The sequence below is a fragment of the Clostridium sp. CM038 genome (genome assembly GCF_055081105.1).
This window is the reverse complement of the sequence record NZ_CM143651.1, coordinates 1,142,464-1,167,412: the sequence shown is the minus strand read 5'-3', so window position 1 is coordinate 1,167,412 and position 24,949 is coordinate 1,142,464. Positions and strand designations below refer to the sequence as shown.

General features: G+C 31.7%; 22 protein-coding genes and 3 pseudogenes. 6 read left to right on the top strand and 19 right to left on the bottom strand.

What is annotated here, in order from left to right; all coding sequences use genetic code 11:
- Positions 1-15 precede the first annotated feature (15 nt).
- From ACWJKS_RS05275 to ACWJKS_RS05265, 3 genes are read right to left on the bottom strand one after another with little or no spacing between them, the layout of a single operon-like run.
- Positions 16-771: a hypothetical protein gene (locus tag ACWJKS_RS05275; protein WP_462960620.1), complete on the bottom strand. Its 756-nt coding sequence runs from the start codon at positions 769-771 to the stop codon at positions 16-18.
- Positions 761-2,209: a HAMP domain-containing sensor histidine kinase gene (locus ACWJKS_RS05270; protein ID WP_216303530.1), complete on the bottom strand. Its 1,449-nt coding sequence runs from the start codon at positions 2,207-2,209 to the stop codon at positions 761-763. The genes ACWJKS_RS05275 and ACWJKS_RS05270 overlap by 11 nt, the downstream gene beginning before the upstream one ends.
- A 3-nt stretch (positions 2,210-2,212) precedes the next feature.
- Positions 2,213-2,869, bottom strand: a complete 657-nt coding sequence (locus tag ACWJKS_RS05265; RefSeq protein WP_462960619.1) for a response regulator transcription factor — start codon at positions 2,867-2,869, stop codon at positions 2,213-2,215.
- A 292-nt stretch (positions 2,870-3,161) separates the two neighbouring features.
- Here ACWJKS_RS05265 and ACWJKS_RS05260 point away from each other — a divergent pair, with 292 nt between their 5' ends.
- Positions 3,162-3,467, top strand: a complete 306-nt coding sequence (locus tag ACWJKS_RS05260; RefSeq protein ID WP_462960618.1) for a helix-turn-helix domain-containing protein — start codon at positions 3,162-3,164, stop codon at positions 3,465-3,467.
- A gap of 530 nt (positions 3,468-3,997) precedes the next feature.
- On the opposite strand, the pseudogene ACWJKS_RS05255 reads toward ACWJKS_RS05260, so the two are convergent.
- From ACWJKS_RS05255 to ACWJKS_RS05215, 9 genes and pseudogenes are all read right to left on the bottom strand, one after another.
- Positions 3,998-4,210, bottom strand: a pseudogene (locus tag ACWJKS_RS05255) (cell wall hydrolase); the annotation flags it as partial.
- A gap of 28 nt (positions 4,211-4,238) precedes the next feature.
- Entirely contained in the window at positions 4,239-5,147 is a 909-nt protein-coding gene (locus tag ACWJKS_RS05250; RefSeq protein WP_462960617.1) for a polysaccharide deacetylase family protein, read from the bottom strand.
- A 51-nt stretch (positions 5,148-5,198) separates the two neighbouring features.
- Complete coding sequence (locus ACWJKS_RS05245; RefSeq protein WP_462960616.1) at positions 5,199-5,903, bottom strand: N-acetylmuramoyl-L-alanine amidase family protein; 705 nt, start codon at positions 5,901-5,903, stop codon at positions 5,199-5,201.
- A gap of 149 nt (positions 5,904-6,052) precedes the next feature.
- The gene (locus ACWJKS_RS05240; protein WP_216303535.1) at positions 6,053-6,340 is read right to left on the bottom strand and encodes a DHHW family protein; all 288 of its coding nucleotides are present in this window, start codon (positions 6,338-6,340) and stop codon (positions 6,053-6,055) included.
- Between the two features lie 14 nt (positions 6,341-6,354).
- On the bottom strand, positions 6,355-7,752 hold the full coding sequence (locus ACWJKS_RS05235; protein WP_462960615.1) for an MBOAT family O-acyltransferase: 1,398 nt from the start codon (positions 7,750-7,752) through the stop codon (positions 6,355-6,357).
- Between the two features lie 17 nt (positions 7,753-7,769).
- Positions 7,770-8,369 (bottom strand): GDSL-type esterase/lipase family protein, encoded by a 600-nt coding sequence (locus tag ACWJKS_RS05230; RefSeq protein WP_462960614.1) that lies wholly within the window; start codon positions 8,367-8,369, stop codon positions 7,770-7,772.
- A 222-nt stretch (positions 8,370-8,591) separates the two neighbouring features.
- Positions 8,592-10,328, bottom strand: coding sequence for a sensor histidine kinase (locus tag ACWJKS_RS05225; RefSeq protein WP_462960613.1), 1,737 nt, complete (start codon positions 10,326-10,328; stop codon positions 8,592-8,594).
- Positions 10,325-10,999 (bottom strand): response regulator transcription factor, encoded by a 675-nt coding sequence (locus ACWJKS_RS05220; protein WP_216303539.1) that lies wholly within the window; start codon positions 10,997-10,999, stop codon positions 10,325-10,327. The genes ACWJKS_RS05225 and ACWJKS_RS05220 overlap by 4 nt, the downstream gene beginning before the upstream one ends.
- A 525-nt stretch (positions 11,000-11,524) precedes the next feature.
- The gene (locus tag ACWJKS_RS05215) at positions 11,525-11,761 is read right to left on the bottom strand and encodes a DUF4158 domain-containing protein (protein ID WP_462961049.1); all 237 of its coding nucleotides are present in this window, start codon (positions 11,759-11,761) and stop codon (positions 11,525-11,527) included.
- A 353-nt stretch (positions 11,762-12,114) separates the two neighbouring features.
- Here ACWJKS_RS05215 and ACWJKS_RS05210 point away from each other — a divergent pair, with 353 nt between their 5' ends.
- Positions 12,115-12,456, top strand: a complete 342-nt coding sequence (locus ACWJKS_RS05210) for a cupin domain-containing protein (RefSeq protein WP_216303541.1) — start codon at positions 12,115-12,117, stop codon at positions 12,454-12,456.
- Positions 12,457-12,879: 423 nt separating this feature from the next.
- Here the strand turns inward: ACWJKS_RS05210 and ACWJKS_RS05205 are convergent, their stop codons facing one another.
- From ACWJKS_RS05205 to ACWJKS_RS05180, 6 genes are all read right to left on the bottom strand, one after another.
- Positions 12,880-13,749: a hypothetical protein gene (locus tag ACWJKS_RS05205; RefSeq protein ID WP_462960612.1), complete on the bottom strand. Its 870-nt coding sequence runs from the start codon at positions 13,747-13,749 to the stop codon at positions 12,880-12,882.
- A 36-nt stretch (positions 13,750-13,785) separates the two neighbouring features.
- Positions 13,786-14,337 (bottom strand): reverse transcriptase domain-containing protein, encoded by a 552-nt coding sequence (locus ACWJKS_RS05200; RefSeq protein ID WP_462960611.1) that lies wholly within the window; start codon positions 14,335-14,337, stop codon positions 13,786-13,788.
- 910 nt (positions 14,338-15,247) lie between these two features.
- Complete coding sequence (locus ACWJKS_RS05195; protein ID WP_462960610.1) at positions 15,248-16,234, bottom strand: ABC transporter permease; 987 nt, start codon at positions 16,232-16,234, stop codon at positions 15,248-15,250.
- A 1-nt stretch (position 16,235) separates the two neighbouring features.
- Positions 16,236-17,159 carry an ABC transporter ATP-binding protein gene (locus tag ACWJKS_RS05190; protein WP_462960609.1) on the bottom strand — a complete coding sequence of 308 codons (924 nt, stop codon included), beginning with the start codon at positions 17,157-17,159 and terminating at the stop codon, positions 16,236-16,238.
- A 751-nt stretch (positions 17,160-17,910) separates the two neighbouring features.
- Positions 17,911-18,741 (bottom strand): lysostaphin resistance A-like protein, encoded by an 831-nt coding sequence (locus tag ACWJKS_RS05185; protein ID WP_462960608.1) that lies wholly within the window; start codon positions 18,739-18,741, stop codon positions 17,911-17,913.
- A 1,092-nt stretch (positions 18,742-19,833) separates the two neighbouring features.
- Positions 19,834-20,352 (bottom strand): RNA-directed DNA polymerase, encoded by a 519-nt coding sequence (locus tag ACWJKS_RS05180; protein WP_462960607.1) that lies wholly within the window; start codon positions 20,350-20,352, stop codon positions 19,834-19,836.
- A 767-nt stretch (positions 20,353-21,119) separates the two neighbouring features.
- Here ACWJKS_RS05180 and ACWJKS_RS05175 point away from each other — a divergent pair.
- The 4 genes and pseudogenes from ACWJKS_RS05175 to ACWJKS_RS05160 all read left to right on the top strand — a co-directional run.
- Positions 21,120-21,263 (top strand): annotated as a pseudogene (locus ACWJKS_RS05175) (thymidylate synthase); the annotation flags it as partial.
- Positions 21,264-21,345: 82 nt separating this feature from the next.
- On the top strand, positions 21,346-21,846 hold the full coding sequence (locus ACWJKS_RS05170; protein WP_216304398.1) for a dihydrofolate reductase: 501 nt from the start codon (positions 21,346-21,348) through the stop codon (positions 21,844-21,846).
- A 544-nt stretch (positions 21,847-22,390) separates the two neighbouring features.
- Positions 22,391-22,657, top strand: a complete 267-nt coding sequence (locus ACWJKS_RS05165; RefSeq protein WP_462960606.1) for a hypothetical protein — start codon at positions 22,391-22,393, stop codon at positions 22,655-22,657.
- Positions 22,658-22,677: 20 nt separating this feature from the next.
- Positions 22,678-23,457 (top strand): HNH endonuclease, encoded by a 780-nt coding sequence (locus ACWJKS_RS05160; protein ID WP_462960605.1) that lies wholly within the window; start codon positions 22,678-22,680, stop codon positions 23,455-23,457.
- A 361-nt stretch (positions 23,458-23,818) separates the two neighbouring features.
- Here ACWJKS_RS05160 and ACWJKS_RS05155 read toward each other — a convergent pair.
- Positions 23,819-24,946: pseudogene (locus tag ACWJKS_RS05155) on the bottom strand (IS256 family transposase).
- Between the last annotated feature and the right edge of the window lie 3 nt (positions 24,947-24,949).

The following is a 24,949-nucleotide window of genomic DNA, read 5'->3' as shown; positions in this document are numbered from 1 at the left end:
CATTTGTTTATTTTCTTACCAACTAGTATTAGATTGAATTATCGCCATTACTCCTATTGAGAAACTGTATATTTTTTTAGTGCTCTCATCAATAGAAATTATTACTTTATTACTAGCTACGTCAGCATCCTCGTATACTAAACTGCATCCAACTGGCTCCTTTACGCTTTTCGGATTTTGATTAACTAACTTTATATTTTTAATATTACCAATATTATTTTTTAGTATAAATTCTTTTGCTATTTTTTTTGCTTCGGTTATATCAATACTACTGTTTGAAGAAGGTATAATCTCACTATCATAACTGTTAAAATATATACATTCTCCTGTTTTTGAATCTATTTTCATAACATAGCCTGTGTAATTTGTATTTTGTGTTTTCTTTTCTACTCTTGTAAAAAATTCTACATTATATAAACCGTTTTCTAACACAGATTTACTATATTCCAATTGCGTTTTTGAATAATTACTTGGCTTTATCAGCTCTAAATCTCTTTTTAACATTGATGAACTAAAGAACTGAACATTACTTCCAACCTCTGTCAGGTAAAGTTTCACATTAAAATATTTTTCTAAAATTTCTAGAGCTTTTAATTTTGCCCCTTCCTCTGTTAAGATTTTTTTTCCATTCACTATATCTGAAGTAGATATAGTATTTTTATCAAGCTTTATAACTACCAGTTGATTTTTTTTTATGTTACTAAAATCACTACAGGAAGTTAAAAAAATACTAGAAATCAATAATACGAGAAGTATTATTTTATGTTTCATGAAAGGAGTCACCACCTTTACAAGTATTAAATATTAATTTAATTGAAGTTCCCTTATCTATTTCACTTTCAACTACAAAGCATCCACTATGAATATCCAATATCTTTTTACATATTGATAAACCTAATCCGGCACCATTACTTGCCCTAGTTCTTGCTTTATCAACCATATAGAAGGGTTCAAAGATCTTATCTATATGTTCCTTAGCAATCCCTATGCCATGATCTTTTATTTCAACTTCATATTTATATTTGTTAATACCAATGTGAATTTCTGATTTAACCTTAGAAGCTTTTATAGCATTGTCTATAAGATTAGTTAGTAGTACCTTCATTAAATCACGTTGCATCATCATTTCAAAATCATTATCCTCTATTACTAAGCTTATGTTTTTTTCAATAAGTTTTGGAAGCAATGACCCTTTTACTTCAAGAACAATGTTTTTTATGCTTTCATTTTGCAGCTTAAACTCTTCTTTTCTTAATAGTATTAAGTCCATTAGCCTAAAAGATAATTCCTCTAACCGCTTTCCCTCTCCATATATATAGCCAAGACCGTCTATAAAAATTTCCTCATTATATTTGGTGGTACGAAGTAAATTTGCATACCCTATTATAGAAGTTAATGGTGTTTTTAATTCATGGGCCAAGTTATCGATGAACCTCTGTTTTTCATTATTATTTCTTTCTAATTCATTTATTTTTTCTTCAACAACCTCAGCCATTGTATTGAAATTTTCTGCCAGCACGCCAAATTCATCTTTAGATTTTATTTCTACCTTTTCTGAAAAATTTCCTTTAACTATTCTTTTAGTAGCCCCTATAAGATTCTGGATTGGTTTTGTTATATATTTACTTGCAAAATACATAAACGCCATGAAAACTAAAGATACTACTACGTCTAGTTTAAAAAAGAAAACATACTGATTTCCTCTTTCTTTATAAATTCCTGAAATATTTCGCGCATAAGTAAATTTATAGGATTTATTGTTTATATTTATCAAGTTTGATATAAATATATATGATTTATTACCTATATCCTTAATTATATATTGTCTTTTATCTGGTTGAAGTGAATTGATTTCTTCTCTTTTATCAGGCATTTTAAAATTCATATTACTAAACACACTTTTATTATTTGTATCTAAAATCTCTACATAAACATTTTTATCATTGTATTTTTTGTAATAATCATTGATGGCATTAGATAAAATTTCATCATCCGAGCTGGTATTACGGGAATACCTTCTTAAAGTGTCATACACCGGAATACTTAAATTCACTCCTGAATAAATACTCAAATGTTCACTTAAACATCTATCTACTTCTCTTTTTAATGTTTCATTATGAATCTTTTCTATTATTAAAATTCCTGCAAAGCTAAAGGTTAAAATAAATAAAGTCAAAAATAAAATGTATATTCTTTGCCAAAATTTCATCTATTAGTCCTCCAACCTGTAGCCAATTTTATAAACCGTCTTAATATTATCATTTAGGTCTAATTTTTTTCTAATTGAACCTATATGCATATCAACAGTTCTAGTTCCTCCAAAGTAATCATATTTCCATACTCTTTCTAATAGTATATCTCTAGTTAATGCTATATTTTTATTTTGCACCAATATACATAATAATTCAAATTCCTTAAGAGTTAAATCTACTATTTTGCCACTTTTTTTTACTATTCTTTCTTTTAAATATATTTTAATATCTTTAAATTCCAAAGCATCATTAGCTTTTCCATATCTTCTAAGAACAGTTTCAATTCTTGCTAACAGTTCTAGAGCCTCAAAGGGCTTTACAATATAATCTTCTGCTCCTAATTTTAATCCAGTTACTTTATCAATAACTGAGTTTTTAGCAGTAAGAAATATAACAGGAATATCTAAATATCTTATTTTATCCATTATAGTAAAACCATCAGCATTTGGAAGCATAACATCCAGTAGTATTAAATCAAAAGGTTCATTTTCAATTATATTAATTGCTTCTAAGCCATCATAAACTTCTTTAGTTTCATAATTTGCTATATTTAAATTTAATTTGATTAAGTTTGATATTGCTAAATCATCTTCTACTATTAGAATGTTTTGTTTCAACCATATCACCTCCAATAATATTATTGTTTTATTTATTCAAATTTATTAATATAAATAATTAGCAAGTAAAATTATAAACTATTTTTATATGAGAAGATTATCATATATGTAAAGTTGTTGTAAAGTTTTAGATACTTATCTAATAAATTATTATATTTTAAGCCTATGGTCTGATATCTACTTTAACTTTTTTCCTTGTATAGGTAAATCTTAAACTTTTTACTTTATCCGAAAGTTTTAATAATATTTATCATCGTTAAAATTAATTGCCGTTTTGACGTTTTTTACAGCTATGATAATTAGTAAATATGATAGCGAATCAGAAAATCTCTCTTCAATCATTGAAGAATTAGCTCAATGTTCAATTAATAAAATAACCTCTGCTAAAGGTATTACTATTGAATATTTAAAACAAGAAGATAAGATTCATATAGTCGAGGAACTTCATCAAAAAGGGATTTTTTTATTAAAAGGTGCCGTTAAACAGCTTGCTAACACATTAGGGTCATCTGAAGCCACCATTTATAGATATGTTCAGAAAATAAAAAGAGGGTGTAAATTATTTTGTGTATTCTCTTCCTTTAAGCAAAATAATTGAATTATTTAATTATGAAAAAATGTTAGTATAGTTGATAAATGTTGTTACTTATTATAGATACAAAATCCTTTCTTTTAAGACTTTTAACTAATTGGGTTATGTTGAAATATTGCAAAAATATATAGGCTTGATGCAACAGCTATTATATAATGTATACAGGGGTAGTGCTCGCAAAGCGTAAATTTACAACGCTAAGCCAGTTATTTACAATTCAACACTATTATTTTAATATTCCGACTTAGAATTAATATGTAATAGTTCTAACTCGAAAAAGTATATACCATCAGTGTAAAGCACTGATATATCTAGGGTTTAATCACTAAATGATAAAGCTCTTATTTTTTTGATCAAAACAAGTTAGTTAAAATACAATTATAGTATTGATAATACTAACTAAGCGAGAGATAAAAATGGCAAATGATAAACTGAAAAAAGGAAGCAAAACACCGATATATTCAACAAATTTTTTGAATATATCGGTGTTTTAGTAATATATGTCTTAACGTATAAAATCCGCGTTTTGCGATTATTACCCCATAATGTATTTGTTCTAGTGGACTTGCCCAAATGGTTTTAGGGTTAGCAATGCCACCAAGTTCGGAGGCTACACGATCAAATTGTCCTGTCTGGAATATAACTTTTCTTAAATCACCTTGACCTATCCTAAGATATTCGTCATAAGCTTCATTAATTCCGTTCATGACCACAGAAGCAACAGCTTTCATCCCATTTTCACCTCCTCCAAAATTACTTTACAATGCCCTCCGAAAGTTATTTTATAATCTTAAATTCATATCCATTTATTTTTAGATAGTCTATAATTTCAGGTAATGCCTTTGCAGTTTCTTCCTTACCATAGGTATCATGCATTAATACTACTATTTTTTCTTGTGTACCTACATCCTTTTTAAAGGCCTCTACTAATTCGGGTGCAGTTTTGTTTTTACCCTCAGCATCGAAAATATATGCATTCCAATCTATACTATACATATCTTTTTCCTTTAACTTGGCATTCAATTCAGTCAAATTAGGATCATCGTAGTATACTCTAGACATATATCCACCTGGCATTCTCATTGCTCGTGCATTAAAATCTTGTCCTAAAATATCTTTTAAGATATTGTTAGTTTTCTCAAGTTCAGCCATATAAATACTTACATCAAGTCTGTTATGAGGATATAATGTTTTCATTGAATGACTATAGCTATGATTTCCTATAGAATGTCCTTCTTTGGAAATTCTTTTTATAAGCTCTTTACTTGAATTATTAGATTCTATAAGGTTTCCAACAGTAAAGAAGGTTGCTTTTATTTTATTATCTTTTAATACATCTAGTACTTGTGGTGTTACAGTAGTAGATGGGCCATCATCAAAAGTAAGAAATGCCATTTTTTTGCCATCTTTCACGCCTCTACCGCTAGATATATCTGATACTTTTTGTATATCATAATCAGCTGCAGCATTGGCGGCTTTAGTATTTAAATCTTTAGCTTTCTTATCCGCTTCGTCTTTTTCCTTTATTTCCTGTGCCTTAGCCTGTAATACCTGATTTCCCTTGGCTTGAACATTCATTTCTGAAACCCATGTATACCCTGTATAAAATAAAGCACATAATATAATAGATAATACTATAATTACAGTGTTTCTTATTGTCTTAAATTTATTGCTTTTTATTCTCATAATTTTTTTCTCCTTTGTTATATCTAAACATTAATTTTAGTTAAAAACTAATTACTTTTTAACTGATGACTTATATTTTAAAATTCCTTTTGCTATACTATTAGCACATACATCTTGTCCACTTTCAGATGTTACAAAATTAGCATCTGAAGAATTACTTAAAAAACCTATTTCAATTAATGCGGAAACAGAATTATTAAGCCGTAATACAGCCAATGAGTGTCCATTAGATTCATATTTTAAACCTCTATCGGCGGAGTACTTACTATTACCAAGTTCCTTTTGGATGCTTTTAGCAAGTTTTTCACCATCAGTATTAGGAAACCTACACCAGGTTTCTACTCCATGATAACTAGAGTCAGTAGCAGCATTGCAATGTATAGATACAAATGCATCTGCTTTAGCCTCATTTGATACTTTAACTCTTGCTCTAAGATCTAGCTTATTATCAGAGGGCCAGGACACTTTATCAGTAGTCCTTGTATATAACACCTTAATACCATCTTTTTCTAAGAGATCGCCTACTTTAAGATCAATTGCTAATGTTACATCCTTTTCAAAAATATTCGATGAGTTTGTAGCACCAACATCATATCCGCCATGGCCTGCATCAATACATACTGTAAAATTAGAAGTAATACTCTGTGAATTAGCATTCTCTCCTTTTTTCACCATATTACTAATAAATAGCAATCCCAGGATTAATAAGAATACAAAGAGTGCTTTTATATTTATTTTCAACAACTTTTTTTTCATGGATTTTTACCCTCTTTCTACATTGTCTTGAACTTCATCGTTTATCTGACATATTTGATATGTATCAGAAGGATCTTGTAGTTGTAGCATTTTTCTCTCATATTGATCAATCGTTGCTAATGTTACTATCCACAGCAATGTAATAAAAATTACCTTTTAAATAAAATTTGATTGGAGCCTTTCTGAATATGAACCCAAAAATTTCGAGAAGGGAACTGATCAGAAAAATATGATTCAACCTTAGTCTCATAACTGCCATCTAATACTTTTTCAATACGAAAAACAGGCCATTGTGCTAAGTAACGCCTCTCCTCTCTTGAATAGGTTTTAGCCGGTAGAGCAAGATTCAATATAAACATAGCAAGTATAAATAAAAGCGGCAACATACACACGATATTCTGTATAACGGCAAGTTTTTTTTTGTTACTTATTCTCATATCAATCCTCCTGGTCAAAATCGGAAATATATAAATGGGTTGTAGGTTGAACTAACCATGTATGCCGTGGAAAAAAACATTAGTACACAATAATACACGGTTACTGCTAATTTATAAATATTGTAATGACTTCTTTCAAATACTAACGCCAGTTCCTTAGGCCAAGGTGAAGCCGCAATGATACAAACAATATATAAGATGGCATAAGCTTTTAGCTTCACAATTGCTTGGTTATTAATAAGCGCATTACCTCCTACTCCAGACATGATCCGCAGAAAACCGAGCATATCCGTCAGGTTGGTAAATTCAAAAAGCACCCAGCCTATAACAACAAACAGCAATAAGTATATATGACGGACAACCTTTGGCCATCTTGTCATGCTTTTCTGCAAAAACAATTTTTCTATTAATATTAAAGCTCCAAAATAAAGCCCCCATAAAACAAAATTCCAACTTGCACCATGCCAGAGCCCGGTGAGAAACCATACAATGAACATGTTCCGTATCAGTTTCCACTTACCGACACGGTTTCCACCAAGAGAAATATATACATATTCCTTAAACCATGATCCTAGGGAGATATGCCACCTGCGCCAAAATTCCGAAATACTTTGCGAAATATATGGATACTGGAAGTTTTCCTTGAAACGAAATCCAAACATTTTTCCCAATCCGATAGCCATATCTGAATACCCGCTAAAATCGAAATAAATCTGTAATGTAAAGGCAATAATCCCGGCCCATGCCATGAGCATTGAAACTTCTGTACCTGGCATGGCTTTTACTTCAGACCATAGTAGTCCTATATTATTTGCAAGAAGCATCTTTTTCGCAAGACCACACAGAAAGCGCTGCATCCCGGAATTAATTTTTTTGAAGTTCATGCTCCTGTAAGCTAACTGTGGTTCAATGTCTATATACTTCACAATTGGCCCTGCCACCAACTGCGAGAACATAGTAATATAAAGAGCAAAAAGAATCAGACTTTTCTGAGGCTTTATTTTTCCCCTGTATACATCAATCACATAAGATAGTGCATGAAAGGTGTAAAACGAAATTCCTAAGGGAAGCGCCGGTATTCCTACATTCAAATTCCAACTACCTATTGTACTTATGATCATGCCGATGTATTTAAAATAAGCGAGACAGCCTAAATTGAGCACCAGGCTTATTATTAAAAAAAGCTTCCTTTTTCGGCTGCTGGTATCAGATCTACCTAAGAGAGTGCCTAGACAGTAATTAATCGTTATGGAACCGCACATCAATAACACATAGATAGGTTCTCCCCATGCATAAAAAAACAGGCTTGCAGTCAGCAGGACAATATTCCTAAAGTGCTTTCCTAAGGAATAATATAGAATTACTGTGATAGGCAAAAACGCAAATGTAAAAAACAGACTACTGAATATCATATATCCCTCCGCTATAATTATTTAGAAAGTTTCTTCAACCACAGTTGATAAAATTCTTTCTTGAAATGAACACCATCTTCCGCAAATAAATTGGGATTTTCCTTTGCCAATGCTCCTATGTCTATATAATTAACTGATAACTTGCCCGCTAACTCCTTTAAAAGCTTGTTATATTCATCTACATTTTTATAGCGGGGTTCTAGTTTTAATGCCTCCTGTGTTACAGGTGTTATGGACTGGAGATATATCTTACAATTGGGCTGTTCTTCCTTTATCTTGTTAATCAGTTTTGTTAAATCATTTCTGAATAATTCTTTAGGATCCTTCACAGGCATGAACAGGTCATCCGATCCCAACATGATAAAGACGTTGTCCGGTTTCTTTTTAGTCAAGCCATCAATTTTATCATACGTAAACCCGGCTGTGGCTCCTGCCCCAGCTATTACACTTTCTTTAGGAAGAATTTCATTGATGACAAAACCTTCGGTAATGGAATCTCCGATAAACACATTGTTCTTAGACTTAGCTGTAACATCCTTTGCAGCATTTGTATTCCCGCAGGCATTCATACCTATCAAAAGAATACCCATAAGGAAACTAATAATTAATTTTTTCATAAAAATACCTCTTTTCTTTATTTGATAAACTTATATTACAATAGTAAAATGCAGAACAGGTGCAGATAAGATAGAGTTCGGATATTATTTCTTTCTAATTTTTTGCAGAACAAAAGCCATGAAGTACCCTTCATAGCTTTTTCGTCAGTAAAATATTAATTTTTTTGAATAAAAGTATCTTAAAGAAGGCATATATCTTTCTCTGAAGATATAATCAATGATTTATGGTTGGACCGGTAGAGAAAAGAAAAAACAGACGCCATCTTTCGTATTTTCCACACCATAAATTGCATGATGAAGCTCCAATATCCCCTTGGATATGGAAAGTCCAAGACCCGTACCTGCTTTGGATGTCCGTGCCTCCACACGGTAGAATTGGTCCCATATCTTTTTCCTGTCTTCCTCTAATATTGGCTTCCCCTGATTTTCTATGCTGATTTCTGCTGTCTCTCCATTGCAGCTTATAGCAATTACGATTGCATATCCATTCTCCGTATTCCGGATTGCATTACTGAGAAAATTAGTAATAACTCGACTGATTAGCCATTTATGCCCCACTACAATTTTAGGGCAAAGTCTTAATATAAGAGAGATATTTTTCTCCTGTATTTGCTCAGCCAGGGACTTGCATACTTCGGTAATTGCTTTATCCATTTCAAAAGGAGCTAATTCAGGCTTATAGGTACCAGATTCAAATTTAGCTAGATCCAACATGTTTACAACCAGCAAGTCCATCCGTTGTATTTCATCTTCCATCGCCTGTAAGTAATGTTCCCTTTTTTCAGCTGCAATTCCGTCTTTAAAAATAGACAGACAACTTTTCATAACCGCAAGAGGCGTTTTCAGCTCATGAGATACACCTGCAATAAATTCCTTTCGTATAGTTTCTAATTTTCTCTCTTTATCAAGATCCTGTTTAAGCTGACCAATATATACTTCCATCTGGTTCGACAGATAATTAATATTTTGGGATAACTGACCAATTTCATCGGCGGAACGCACCGGCAGTTTTTCCGTAAAATCCATGTTTGCTATTTTCTCTGTGACCTGGTTGATGGATATCAGAGGTTTCGCCAGCCACTTAGAAAAAATAAATGCCAAGAATATAACACACAGAAATGTAAATCCAAAAAAGTAAGGATAGAATTGCTGTATAACCGATATTGCTTCATCTACCGGCTGAAGAGATGTCATAGCAAAAATATATCCCGTTACCCCATTTTCAACAACCGGTTTAATAATTATCTTATATTCCACAAGTTTTTCTGTTGCACTAAATTCTTCTGTACCCTGAAGAGGTTTCGCATTATTAGCTAGCAAACCGGCTTGAAATTCTTTTATCTGTTTCAAAAAATAAAGTTCATGGTAGGGAAACGAAATATCCAACCCTCGTTCGGGAAATGCAGTCTTCGTTATCTTTCCCCTCAATACGTCAGTTACAAGGTGACTATACGCTTTATCGGCATTAGGACCATTCAGCTTGTTTGCAATATTTAAATTTACGACGCCCGTTGAATTAGTATTTATCATATAAGGTATCTTTTCATCTGCTATATTCACTGTATCAATAATCACCTCATCGCCGACCTTAAATGAAGCGAGTACATCAGAAGAATATTCTCCTTCAAAGGAGTACATTGGTATCCGCAAAGTACCCTGAGATTCATTTTTCAATTTCACTTCGAGATAGTAATTTTCCACATCGCCGATACGACCATTTTTGTCCAATTTTGTAATCCAGATTTGGTTATTCTTATATATTTCACCAGATGCTGCTTCCGCTCCTTTTTTCGCTACTATATCTGAGTACTCCTTCATATACATTTTGAGAGTATCCAATTTCTCATTAATATAATATTTCTTAAAAAAGTAATTTTGCGTTATTCCAATGAATAAAAACATAGTAGAGAATAATAGAACTGTTAGCACAAACCATTTAAAAACAATACTTTTTTTCATAGCTGCCCCTCTTCGAATTTATATCCCGAGCGGATAACCGTAACAATGTAGCAGCCTTTACTTCCAAGCTTAGCACGCAGGTTTCTGATATGGCTGTTCATTGTCTTTTCATCACCATAAAAATCATAACCCCATATTTTAGCTATTAATTGTTCTCTGGTAATTACAATCCCTCTATTTTGCATTAAGTAAGCTAGAATCTCAAATTCTGTATGAGTCAAATTAATAGTATTACAATCAATAGAAACAAGTCTTGACCCCATATTTATAACAATACCGCCGGCTGACGTCAACATTCCATCCATAGTACCTGGGTATTTTTCAAGAAATCGTTTCACTTTTGCCATTAGAACCAGAGGACTATATGGTTTGATCAGATAATCATCCGCTCCCAACTCATATCCCAGAAGAGAATCATCCTCATCTGAACGTGCAGTCAAAATGATTATAGGGATACTGGAATTTTTCCGTATTCTACGGCATACTGACCAGCCGTCAATCTTCGGCAGAACAATATCTAGTATAACTAAATCAACAGAATTTAATTGAAATAGCTCTAAAGCTTTTTCCCCATCTTCGGCCTCTAATACCTGATATCCATACTCAATTAGATAGTCAATTATCACTTCACGTAAAATATCTTCATCTTCAACAACCAATATTTTATTCATCCCATACCTCCATTTGTGTCATTACAAGTAAAATCTTTTGCATTTACACATTTAGTCTTATTATACTGGGGTGCAGCCAACATTTCCGACTTATCTATACTAACCCACGCTAAGGAATAAAATGTATGGTTTTTTAATAATTCGCCCCCGTTAATCTATAGTGAATCCGCATATGCAATATTGAGTATTTAGTCTATTATCATCTGCGTAATATTCCATTTTAATTCATTACTTATTATTTTCAGAATAAAATTTTAGAGATTCTCCAATAAATTTAACTGCGCCATTACCATATTTCTTATCTACAACATTCATACTTTATTGGCACTTGATAAATAAATATCAGCCATGTTGGATAAAAAAACATTGTTTATACCTATATCTAAATGTATTTATAGCTGAAGAAACTATACGCTCTAAAGTTTCTTCAGTAGTAGACTCAATTTTTATTTCGTAAAACCTTTTATATAGTTGTTGCTTTAAATACTCAATATCATCATTAACAGGTAAAACTATTTGTATAAGCTATTCTTTAATTGATTCCATATCATTTTTACTATATTCACGAAAGCAAAGTTCTTCTCGAATTTGCTTCTTATGAAAAAAAGCATTTCTGCTATTAAAATCGTAATTTAAATAAGTTTTTCCATCAATTTTAAGTTGTTTTGCAATGAACTCAATACTTTTTTCTGACACTGCTTCTTTACTCTCAGGAAGTTTACCGTAATTTTGCAAATATTTATACAGCACTGCAAATCCTATTTTTGCCTCATTTTATTTATTATAAACTAATTGGAGCTCTCTTAGGTTTAAATTAAAATCTTTTATCATATGTGCCCTACCTTTAAAAGTTCCTATAAGTACAAGAGTAGGAGCTTATTTTAAGAGTAGCTTACCATATGCATCTAAAATACTCAATAAAATGCTTTAAATACACCTAAGTTCAAGTTCCAAAATAAGATTCGGAACTTTTAATTAATGCTTAGGTTAGTTATTACCATATTTAGGAATCGAGTTTTCAGTACAGGACAGCTATGTTCTTTATATCCCATATAAGAAGGAATATACAATATGCCATAGAATAATAACTAAAATACAAAAAAGGAGTGACTATCATGCCGAAAGAAGAAAAAGAGTTTTTTAATCCAAATAAGTCAGGCTGGAACCGGCCAAAAGGTTATCCAGAAGGAGTATTGGAACTAATAGTTACTCAGGATAAAAAGACGAGTGAGTTTACTAGACTTCTAAAATTTGCGCCAGGAACAGAGACAACAAATATTCTGATTCACGAGTGTTGGGAAGAAGTTTATATTATTGAAGGTGGTTTGATTTGCGGAGAACAAACATTTACTAAAGGAATGGTTGCAGTTCGTCCACCAGGCATGCAGCATGGACCTTTTAAAGCTCCTGTAGGTGCTTTGACTTACGAAGTTCACTATCGTCGTTCAAACGATTAGTAATATAAATCCCACGTCATTTATTGTATATGAACATCTAGCCTATAGACCCAAAGTGAATGTAACTCAATCACTATTGTGTTACGTTCAGAATATCATATGTTAAAAACCCACATCATAATCGATATGGGTTAATTGTAATCATCTCAATAATAGACTATAGATTTCTTATTATATTTACTATGGTTAATTTTTTAAATTTTCAAAGAACTCCGCCTAGGGGGTAGTAACCACAAAACGCGGATTTTATACGTTAAGACATATATTACCAAAGCGCCGATATACTCAAAGAATTTTTTGAATATATCGGTGCTTTAATTACTCTAAAACATATTTCAAACATATTCCTAGAAAATGAAAAAGGTAGGATTTTAGTCATACTATATGAAAATTGTGAATTAAAATATTTTCACATTACGTTAATTATTTAGCGTCATTTAATTCAATAATATAGTTACCGGCTACTGCTGAAGCCAAAAACAACACCACAACATCTAATCCACTCCGTAATAACATTTGAGGCATAGCACCTTTCGTTATTAAGCCAATAAAGCTATTAAAAATCATCCAATTCACACCTATAGTTGCTATGAACCTTAATGGTATACCTATACCACACTGCCTTTTTTCGAATACTAACAAAGGATACAAAATCACATAAACATAACCCATCAGTATTCCAAAGAAACCTGTCCATATATAGCACGGAACTGGATATGTAGCACTGTCACTGCTTATAAGACCGCTTTCATAACCAATTGTTCTCTCCACAAAAATAGCAATTGCAATAATAGCAATGGTTTTTATGCATTTCGTCATTTGTAATTTACTAATTGGTTTAATTTCCTTACTTTCACTTAATGTAAAATAAGCAATTGCCACACATAACAATATTGCAGGTAGACCATCTCCTATTCCCATTATAAGCTGATACTTAACAAAACCGAGTCCCCAATTTGAAAAAAGAGACCCCTCAACTACTATCTCTTGCATTCCAAATAAGTAAATCATTGCGAAGGCTATCCCAAATCTAATCCCTATTTGTAATTTAGGCGCATCTGCTCTCACGCCTATGTATCTTACCACCATTACAGACTGTATAAATAGCAGAATGAAATAAAATATTGCTACGGTAGGAAACCCAAAGCATTTAACAAAAATACTATCAAACTGCGCAACATCTACAGAAGTGGGCAAAAGTGCATGAACAATAATCGCAAAAAGTGCAGAAAATAGAATGAGAACAGTATTTATTATAATTAATCGCTTTGTACTTATACATTTTGTATCCATCTAATTTCCCCCATATACATTTAAAAATAAATAATTCTAACTTCGGACTTTTATACTGTTGCGACGTAGTTTGTTGAAGTGGATAAATAACATGGATTTAGCTATAGCATGTTTGGTACTTCTGTTTGGTCTAAATCCATAACTATGCTTATGAAATTTTGCTTCACAAATGGGTTCAAGTACTTGCTTTATTGACTGTTGTAGCAGTCTGTCCCACATAGTAGGTATTCCTAGTGGTCGTAAATTTCCATTGGACTTAAGAATAAAAACTCTTCTAACTGTACCAGTGTTAAAATCACTAAGCATCGCCTTAACTGTATTCACTACAAGTTGAGACGGTAAATTTTCTATATTTCTAATAGTCATACCATCTGTGCCTTCTGTATTGCTTCCAGTATTTTGTTTAATATTCCTATATGCAAGAAGTATATTTTCTTCTGCACAAATTAAAGGCATTAATCTCTTGAATGTTCTTCCTTTGCAACTTTCTTCATAAAGTTTGTCTTGCATTTTTTGAGTGTTATAATACTCATTGTTTCTTAGTTTTTGTTTCTTCTTAATTTTCTTATCCTGTGTCGTGTAAGTCAATACTACTTCTCCTTACGATTTCGTATTTCTCTTAGTCTTACTCGAACCTTACAACATTCTAATTCTATTAACATTTCTAATAACATCTTGACTTGAGCCTATCTCTCCACTACTTATTATCATAGCTTCATCAATACTGTGGCTCTACTTTCACCAGTATTAAAGTAAGTTATATCTTATGAATTTCCTTACTACTATCTCATTGGCATTAATACCTCAATATTACTGGCTTACGACGTTCCGATAATTTTATCCGCATTTTACCCTTAAGTGTTTCCTCTGAGCCTATATGATTGATACTGCCTGTAACAGTATAGAGATTTTCATAGACAACATGTTTACTAATCTCCTCATATGACAAACTTAGTTGTCATAACCATTTCTAGTTATTCTTTGTTTAGACCCTTACTTTCGGAATTTCGTCAGTAATTTATTACATTCTCACCATAGGTAATTTTTTTGGACTTCCGACCTATCTTATACTCGACTACCTCTAGTTCGCTTTTCCTCAACTTAATGTTAGGGTATAATCTCAGCCGACTTTACCGAGCTTATAACCATAGATTGCTTAATCAATCTAAAGCTATTCGGAGTATCAAAGGAAGCATTTCAGGACGTTACCCCTTCATTCTACTTCTCAAATTATCAGTTATACCTAACCATGAAAGTTAGGTTAATTAGCTTTTCACTAATTAACGTCTCGCACATTGTCCAAAGCTTCCTTTAGGACCTAGAGCAGTGAAAGAGCTTGTGCCACATCAGGTTTTCGTATGAAGAATGAAGGAGCAAATTTGATGTGGACCAGCCTTTGACTGCGGAGTTTTATTATTATACTAATATCAATTCGTAATACATCCAAAATGAAATTTTTAAGTAATAGGCAATAGACCCAATGTGAAAGTATTTGTGTTTAAATATCGCGTTTTTGAAATACGAAATAACCTGCAAAGCAGAATATTATAGAATATACAGTGGATACGCCAATAGCAAATGCAAGTGTTGTACCAACGACGAATGATCCGTTAATAATAAAGTTAGTAAAATCCGACAGTCCAAAAGGAAGATATTTACCCCAGTTGAAACGGGTTGAGAATAGTTGCACCATAGAACTACCAGCTAAAAGCAAGAATAAAGAGCATCCGGTTGCAATTGAGCGTGAACGAGATATTATTGAAAGTGCAAAAGCTACTAATACATACACAAGCACAGTAAGAAAATTAAGGCCATAAATAATAAATGTTTTTAGTACGGACGGTATATATATTATTTTGGTACTCGTCCACATCATTTCCTTAGCACCCATGCCATTGAAACCGAAATATATACCCAGCAATATAAAGTTCAACAAAAATGTTGTTACCAAAAGTATAAGACCATAAAATAATGTAACAATTAATTTTGAAGTAAGAATTTCAAACCGTTTATAAGGCCGTGATATCATCATTTTCATTGTACCCTCAGAAAATTCACCTGCAAATAAAGCTGAACATGATATCATTAAAAGAAGTGCAATAATTAAACTATATGGAACATAGCCATCAAACTTTGTGATTTTTGTCCAAATGCTGTCTTTGGATTCTGGCTTGATATTGTTAGTAATGCTATATTCATCTTCAGCTATATTTTTTTTCATATTTCCTATAACTGGTGACGTTTTATCTTTTTTTTCAATTTGCGTTAGAGCAGCTTTTTCTACCGGAAGATTTACCATTAAGTCCTGTTTCCAATTTTCGGAAATCTTTGTAGTAGTTGAATCATTCTGAGACATCTTGTGATATTTATAAATACTCGTTGCCGCTATTACAATTACAATCATTATGAGCAACATTATTTTTGTAGAAAGTCTTTTCCAAAGTTTTGTATTTTCTAGTGAAATAAGTGTAAAAAAATTCCCCATGTTATTTTACCTCCCCTGTAAGTTTCATAAATACATCTTCAAGTGATTGAACTACTTGTCTATCCATAGCGAAAATAGCTATGCCTGCAGAAGTTAAGGTTGTAACTACTTCTGGAACACGATTTTTGGTTGTTTCAATATGTAATCCACCTTCTAAGATACTGTTATTTATATTAACGCTTGTTAGAAGCGAAGCTGCCTTTTTATTATTATCAGATTCTAATCTCAGAATAGTTTTATCACCATTCTGCGACATGTTAAGGAGTTCTTCAATGGATTTTACCGTTATAATTTTCCCCTTATTAATTATCCCAACACGGTCGCACATCTGCTGCATTTCACCTAATATATGACTAGATACAAGCACAGTAAGACCAGTTTCTGATGAAAGCTTTCGAAGTAGCTCCCGCAGATCCTTGATTCCTGCTGGGTCAAGACCATTTGTAGGCTCATCAAGTATAAGAAGTTTTGGACTATGAAGTAATGCCTGAGCAATACCTAGGCGCTGCTTCATACCTAGAGAGTAAGTTTTTACTTTATCATTTATTGCCCGCTCTAAATCCACAATTTTCACAACTTCATTGATTCGAATCTCATCTACTTCTTTATATATTTTAGCGAATAGTTTGAGATTATCGAGTCCAGACATATAAGTATACATATCCGGATTTTCAACTATGCACCCAATGTTACGCATTGCCCCTTTGAAATCTTCTTTTACTGAGCATCCATCTACATAAATATTTCCCTCAGTAATTTTGGATAATCCAACAATCATCTTAATAGTAGTAGATTTTCCAGCACCATTAGGTCCTAGAAAACCGAATATTTCTCCTTTTTTAAGTTCAATGGAAATATCTGAAACGATTGTACGTTTACCAATTACTTTTTTTAGTTTTTCAATTTTTAATACTTCATTAATCATAATATACCCCCCTAAAATTAGTGTTAGTTATATGAAAAAAATCGTTTTAGAATTATCTTATTATCAAGTAAGTATGTGGTTGCAAAGAATACCACAACAAGTATAAATACATCAAAAAACATTGAAACAATAACTTTTTTATCAAAACTTGTTCAATCAAAGTATTAATGACTTCTATGGTATTTGTTCCAAAGCAGTCCATAATGCTCTGCTCCATCCAAATTTTATTGAGATTATCATGAACACAGGAATAGTCAAAAAACAAAGCACAAATCGAATTACTAACCAGAACATTACTCACTCCCCTTTTTATCTTGCACCGCAATAAAATGCAGTTGTGTCGCAAGATAAGAAGATTACGAATTAACCAAATAATAAATTGAAATTATTTCTTTTTATCTTTTTCGTTGATAACAACAAAAAAGGATAAAAAAGTAGCACCTATTGCAATCCAAAGGGCCATATTAATATAAATTCCTCCTCTCAAATTACCATATTTCTACCTATATCGGTATAAATTATCTATACTATGCAGTTTTTTTACTAATACGGCATAAATATATAGTTAATTATACTATAAAAAACACGTATATATTATGGATTGAAAAACACAAATGACGTGAAAGATGCCTTTCACGCTGTTTGAAGATATTACATTTTTAACATAATTACCCTACATCTAATGATGTGGGGGGCAGTATGTCGACATATATGAAGAATCCGAAATAACTTTCACTTTCAATTATATTGATTATATATTTGTTACAGACTGAAACATATCTTCAACAAATATTTTTCTAAGTAAGAAAAAACCGAGTAAAGCAAAAGGTATATATAGCATATCAGTAGTTAACCCTGATACAACAGAAATATCAACTGGTGCTACAGAAGCAGCCGCTGTATGATAAATATCTGATGCAAACCCAAGTCCGTCATATAGAGCATGAAGAATAATAACCCCCCATAGATTTTTACATCTAAGATAAATACAAGCATACAAAATACCTTGTAAAAAGCAATATATTACCTGGCTTACGGTTGCCATAATAAGAGTTGGAGATACAATTAAATTTACTAAATGAAGCAATCCAAAAATTAGTGAAGATAATATTACTGATTTTATTATACCAGTTTTAGTGTGGCCCCATTTATTTAGCATATTATTTAGTATAACCCCTCGGCAGAGTGCTTCTTCAAGTATACCTACCAAAAGCATTCCTAAGGTAAAGAAGATTATTTTTTGCATACTCGGAAAGGAAATGCTGCTTTTATCAAAACTAACATATGATGACACAAACCCATATACACCATCAGCAATAATAAGCCATCCAAACAAGACACCTGTGACAATGCCTTTTTTATGAAATTCAATAATAGTAATATTTCCTAAAAATAAACAAACAACCAAAACAAAAATTAATGGTGCTACATAAGCAAGGATACGGTTCAAGTCATAGTTCGACCCATTAGCCGATTTGAATATCCAAAAGTTACAAATATACAGAAGCACTATAGCGATTAATGCAACTATAAATGAAAAAATATATATGTGTTTTTGTGCGATTTTTTTTGTCCACTCCATATGTCACCCTCCAATAATTAGATTATATAATTTTTACTTAGCTTTAATCTATGATTACGAATTAACTTTCAAGTAAATAATACCATTATATACGATATGTTACTATTATTTAGAGCGAATTTTACAAAGATCATTAATAATAATCCAATAAAAAACTTGAATTTATTTCATAACATGGGAAGTGGCCCATTTTTACATGAATGGTTGCCGTATGCCACATGCTGGAATCAATATCCAACACATGGCTATATATTAGTTTATGGGTGTTTTTGCCCATCCCCTCCAAAAGGGGGAATAAGGACTATTTCACAAAGTACACTTTTTGAAATAGTCCTTATTCGTTGTTTTTATGTTTCATAAGTACATCTTATTTATTTCTGACAGATGTCAAATGGATAGTACATGTTTTGAAATATAAATATAGGTAATTAGTGGTAGCATACGCAAAATTGATATTTCGTACGTTAAGAAAAAACACAGCCCCCTAAATGTAACGATTTAGGAAAAAAGACTTTAGCTAAATCTACTATAAGTAGATATTTTGTAATAAAGTTTGTTCAGAATGTTTTTGAAATGCGACGCAAAACACCGTAAATTCAAATTTGAATAATACGGTGTTTTAAAGGATTATTCGGTTTTAATAGTTGTGAGGTTTTATTAAGAATTATTAATTTTCAACTATTGGAAGGCCATTTCTACTTTTACTGCAATAGTGTGTAAATCCAAGAAAATCAAAGGTTTCCGGTTTCTTTATTCCTCTTCGGTTTAATCGTTCTTTAGCATAGCGTCCAAATTCTATAGTTTTAGTCTTTTCTTCTGCTATACTTAATCCGAATTTTGCTAGTCTACCTTTTAGTTCTTCATAATACCTTTTTGCATCATTTTCATATTGAAAACAGGTTACACTATCAGGTCAAAAGTGTAATTCAAGTATATATTTGTCAAAAGTGGAGACAAGCTACCGCCCTGCGGAACACCTTCTGTTGTTTCTTTAAAATTACCTTTTTCCATTGTGCCTGCTTTTAAAAATCTTTTAATCAAAGCAAGTATCTTACTATCACTTATTCTAAGTTTGAGAAATTTCATCATCCATTAATTGTTAACATGGTCAAAGAAACCACTTATATCATCACTTAAATTCTTTAGTGCATCATGACAACTTTTATCTGGTCTGAAACCAAATGATATTGGTAGAAAGTCCTCTTCGTAAATGCTCTGCAAAATAATAACTAAAGCACCTTGTACTATTTTATCTTCTAGTATAGGTATACCAAGTGGTCTCATTTTATTACTACCTACTTTGGTGATATATAAACGTTTTACTGGTTGAGGTCTGAAAGAACCTTTCTTTAATTTGATTACCAAATTATTCAAATTTTCATCTAGGTTTTTCTTATAACTTTCTTTAGTTTCCTTATCTATACCCGCAGAGGCCGAGCCATTCAGTCTATTGAATGATTCTTTTAAAGTATTCTTGTTCATTAAATAAGCCAATGAACAGAATTTTGCTTCTTTGTTTCTGCGAGCTACTTGTGCTATGCTTACAAGTTTTGTTCTCACTGTTATTCCAGTTCTAAGTCCGGGCAGTGTTTCTCTTTTAAGCAGTTCCATATGTTACTCTCCTTCCTCCGGAATTACCCGTTATCTTCAGTACTATGAAAGTATCCGACTTCCTACTGGCATTTGCGTTCCTTACTTCTTCAGTTTGTACTGCATACTTTTCATTTGAAAAGACCAAGTAGGATCTCCCCGAGTTTCCGTATATTCTCAATGTTTAGCTAGGTAGGGCCTCTGACTACGGATGCGTTTATTTGCACTCGCTTTAACGCACAAATAAATGTTGCTTTCCACGTACGTGAACGTTTCTGCCACATCATTGACCGATTTTTCGAAGCTCAATACCATTCACTGCTGGGTTACCACCCAGTCAATTCTACCTCGCTAACTTTCTGTCTACCCTTAAAATGTTACGTTACCGCAACATCTCTAAGACTCGATACAAAGCGATTTGCTAAATCTTACCTTGACAGGATTCCCACCTGCTAGAATATACGCCCTGTCGGGACGCACCACGTATGTCGGCTGTACCCGAATGACGTGAAAATAGACTTTCACGTCATTTGTACTTTATTCTTTATGTGGCTTTTTATGCAATTCAGTGTATGAGTTATACAAAATATCCCTTGTGGTAAACTCATATGCGGCTATTCATGATATAATATTTAAAACACATTTATAGAATGCTATGTTGTATTTGTATAATATGGGCAGCTAACTATTAGTGCTTTGTACACGGGATATAGGAAGGAAGTGAATATTTAGTGGGTTTGGGTAATTGTTGAATACCCTCTCACTAAAGATGAATTATGTTAAATGAAATGGATAGACAATATCTTAAAATGGGTGAGAAGATTTTGAAAAGAGGATATCATGACTAAAACCGTACTGGAGTTGCAACTTACAAACTACCTCATCAAATTATGCAATTTGATTTAGAAGAAGAATTCCAGATATTAAAAACTTCTATAACTTTACACCAGAAGATATTAAACTTATAGATTATAAACACCTTGGGAAAATAAATATGGGGAGTGTGGCGGTATAATGCTTACATGTATTGTTGCAATTGGAGAGGATTTTGCTATAGGTAAAAATAACAATTTACTTTGGCATTTTTCAAAAGACTTAAAAAGGTTCAAGCAAATCACAGGTGGAAATACTATTATAATGGGAAGAAAGAATTTTGAGTCACTTCCTGGTATCCTTCCTGGTAGACATCATATTGTTATTACACAAAATAAAGATTTTGTTATAAATGATGAAAGAGTTACTATTTTAAATTCTAAGGAAGAGTTATTTGCATTTATGGAAGACAGTAAAGAATACTTTGTTATAGGTGGCGGAAAGATTTACAAGTTATTATTGCCTTATTGTAATAAAATACATTTAACAAAAGTACATAAGAAATATAATGCTGATATTTTTTTCCCTAAACTAAACTATTTAGAGTGGAATAGTAGAGAAGAAGAAACTGGGTACATCAATGATGATAAAACAACATCATACACTTTTTTAACACTGGAACGTATTATTAAGGTGAAATAAAAATATATATGGAATATCATTTTTTAAAACTACCAATAACCCATACAACATAATTAAATTATATTGTATGGGTTATTGGTAAAGATAATGTTATTGATAAATTACTTAATAACTCTTAATATAATAAGGAAAAATACAAATGTCGTGAAAGCTTAATTTCACGTCATTTGTTATGTACCTATATCTAGCATATACCCTCATTCATACTTTTTCCATATGCAATAAGGCTCTATTTAACTGCATAAAAGGTGTCTAATTGAGAATATACACTACTTTTATGCATGGTTTATATCTTTATAATACAATAATAAATATTTAGTATTATTATTTTAACTTACCTTTCATAAATTTCCAAGCAGTTTGATAGTACTTAATCACCCTAATATGAATTAATTACATTTTAAAGTATATAATTACAATAAAGATTTAATTTAGGGGGATAAAAATAGTGATAGCTTATAAACAAGCTTTTATTAAAGAATAATATGCTTCTAATAAAGACGCAAGTAGAATTCAATCTAAACATTTTTTAAATGAGCTTATTATGTACGAAAGACAACCTAAAAATAAAAATGAGTTTTTCAATTTTACAGATGACCAATTAAAAGAAACATTACTTAAACTATTTAAAACTGTATCAAAATCATCGTGTGATCAAGGCATGAGTACTTATGATAGATATATAAAGTGGGCAAAAATTAAAGGTTATAGGGTTACTGATAGTCTTTCTTATGAAAGGGTCTTCGATAATGTAAAAGAGTCCCTAAAAGCAGATTATAGAGAAAAAAAAACACAATTTCATCTACATTAAGACTTACAGCAAAACAGACATTGGGAGTACATGTAACTGCAGACTCATTAAAGGAATCTGGTATGTTCTTCTATATAAAACATATAAAAGACAGAAATGGGAGTCTAACCTATAAGGACTTTTTAAAGGTCGCGATGAGATATAACAAAAGATGCAAAGCTTATTCAAATTTATGTGATATGAAATATAACTACCAGTTATACGAAGAATTCTGTAACAGAAAAAATTTAGTTTTTAAAACTAATGATGAGATAAATCTTATTTTAGACGAAATAGATAAAATTTATGATCCGGAATACCCCACAGATTATAAAAGGCATAACATTAATACCAATAAAGGTTTATCACAAGAGGAAAAAGATAACATAGACAGTATTAATAATTTACTTAATAAATTTAAGGATGAAACAGAAAGAGAAGCAATAATTAAGATAAGAGTTGGACAAGGACTATTTAAAAATAAGTTATTAAAAAATTCATGTGTATGTGCGATATGTAATCTTACAATAAAAGAATTATTTATAGCAAGTCATTGTAAACCTTGGAAGGAGAGTAATAACATAGAACGATTAGATGTTAATAATGGTATGTTATTATGCGCAGGGCATGATTCATTATTTGATAAAGGTTTAATAACGTTTAACATTGATGGTAATATTATAATATCTAAAAGAATAGAGACATCTCAATTTAAATTATTGAATATTAATGAAAGTATAAATTTAAAGTTAAGAGTAGAACAAATTCCGTATATTAAGTGGCATAAGGAGAAAGTGTTTAATAAAATATCCAAAGTTTAATTAACTTTTTAAATTTTAGATATAAATAAACAATCAAGAACATACAACATAATGAAAATCATATTGGAGGGTGTAAATTATTTTGTGTATTCTCTTCCTTTAAGCAAAATAATTTAATTATGAAAAAATGTTAGTATAGTTGATAAATGTTGTTACTTTGTAATTACTTTTCAGTATATTATTTCCATTTTTAGTTATTAATATACTCTCTAAATATTAGGTTAGGGTAGTATTGAAAGTGATTTGAGTCGTTATTGATGAATCATACATGAACGGATTGCCTCTGGGTAGTCCGTTTTGCTTGTTTAACGGGAAAATTCAAGCTATAACTCTTAGGGGTTTGGGGGACGGAGTCCCAAAGCTACGCTCCTTCATTTAGGATCTCACTAAATAATATATTGAGCTGGCTGATAACAAGGTCCCAATTTGCATATACTCTAGTCCATTTCTTACTTACCTTTTCAGTTGCCAAATATAGCATCTTCATAAGACTATCATCGTTCGGGAATATAAGCTTTGTCTTCGTAACTTTTCTAAATTGACTGTTAAGACTCTCTATAGCATTTGTGGTATATATAATTCTACGAATATAATCTGGAAATACAAAGAAAGTTATGAGATTATCCCAATTATCTTCCCAACTTTTTATTGCATTTGGATATTTACTACCCCATTTTTCTTTAGCAAAATTTGAATTTTCTAGTGCAAAATCTTCATTTACTGAGCCATAAACGGCTTTCAAATCTTTAGCAAATGCCTCCTTGTCTTTATGTGGTATATATTTCATACTTGCTCTTAATTGATGAATTATGCATCGTTGTATCTTTGCAAAAGGATATACCGCGCCTATTGCTTCCTTGAAGCCACTTAAGCCATCGACACAGAACACCAAAACGTTCTTAAGGCCTCTGTTTCTAAGGTCATTAAGCACTGAAAGCCAGAACTTACTGCTTTCATTTGCTCCTATCCAAATACCAAGCACCTCTTTTTCGCCATCCATATTTACACCTAAAACAACGTAGGCTGCCTTGATTATGATATGCTTGTCGTCACGTACTTTGTAGTGAATTGCATCCATAAAAATAAAAGAGTACGTTTTTTCAAGTGGCCTATTTTGCCACTCTGTAACTACAGGCATAATTCTGTTTGTTATATTCGAAACCATTTCAGCAGATATCTCAACCTCATATAGATTTTTCACTTGCTCTGATATGTCCCTTGTAGTCATTCCAGCTGCATAGAGCGCCATTATTTTATCTTCGATACCAGTTATATTTCTTTGATACTTAGGCAATATTTTAGGCTCAAATTCACCATTTCTACTGTTTGGAGTTTGTTTTTCGGATATATCATATTTATCATATCTAAGTTGCGAATCCATTTCTGCTTCTAATGTCTCCTGAAGAACGTCTCTAAACATACTTTTCATAGCAGTTAAAACCTCATTTGGACTTGTAAACTTTTACTCGTTGATATAATCCCTTAAAATATC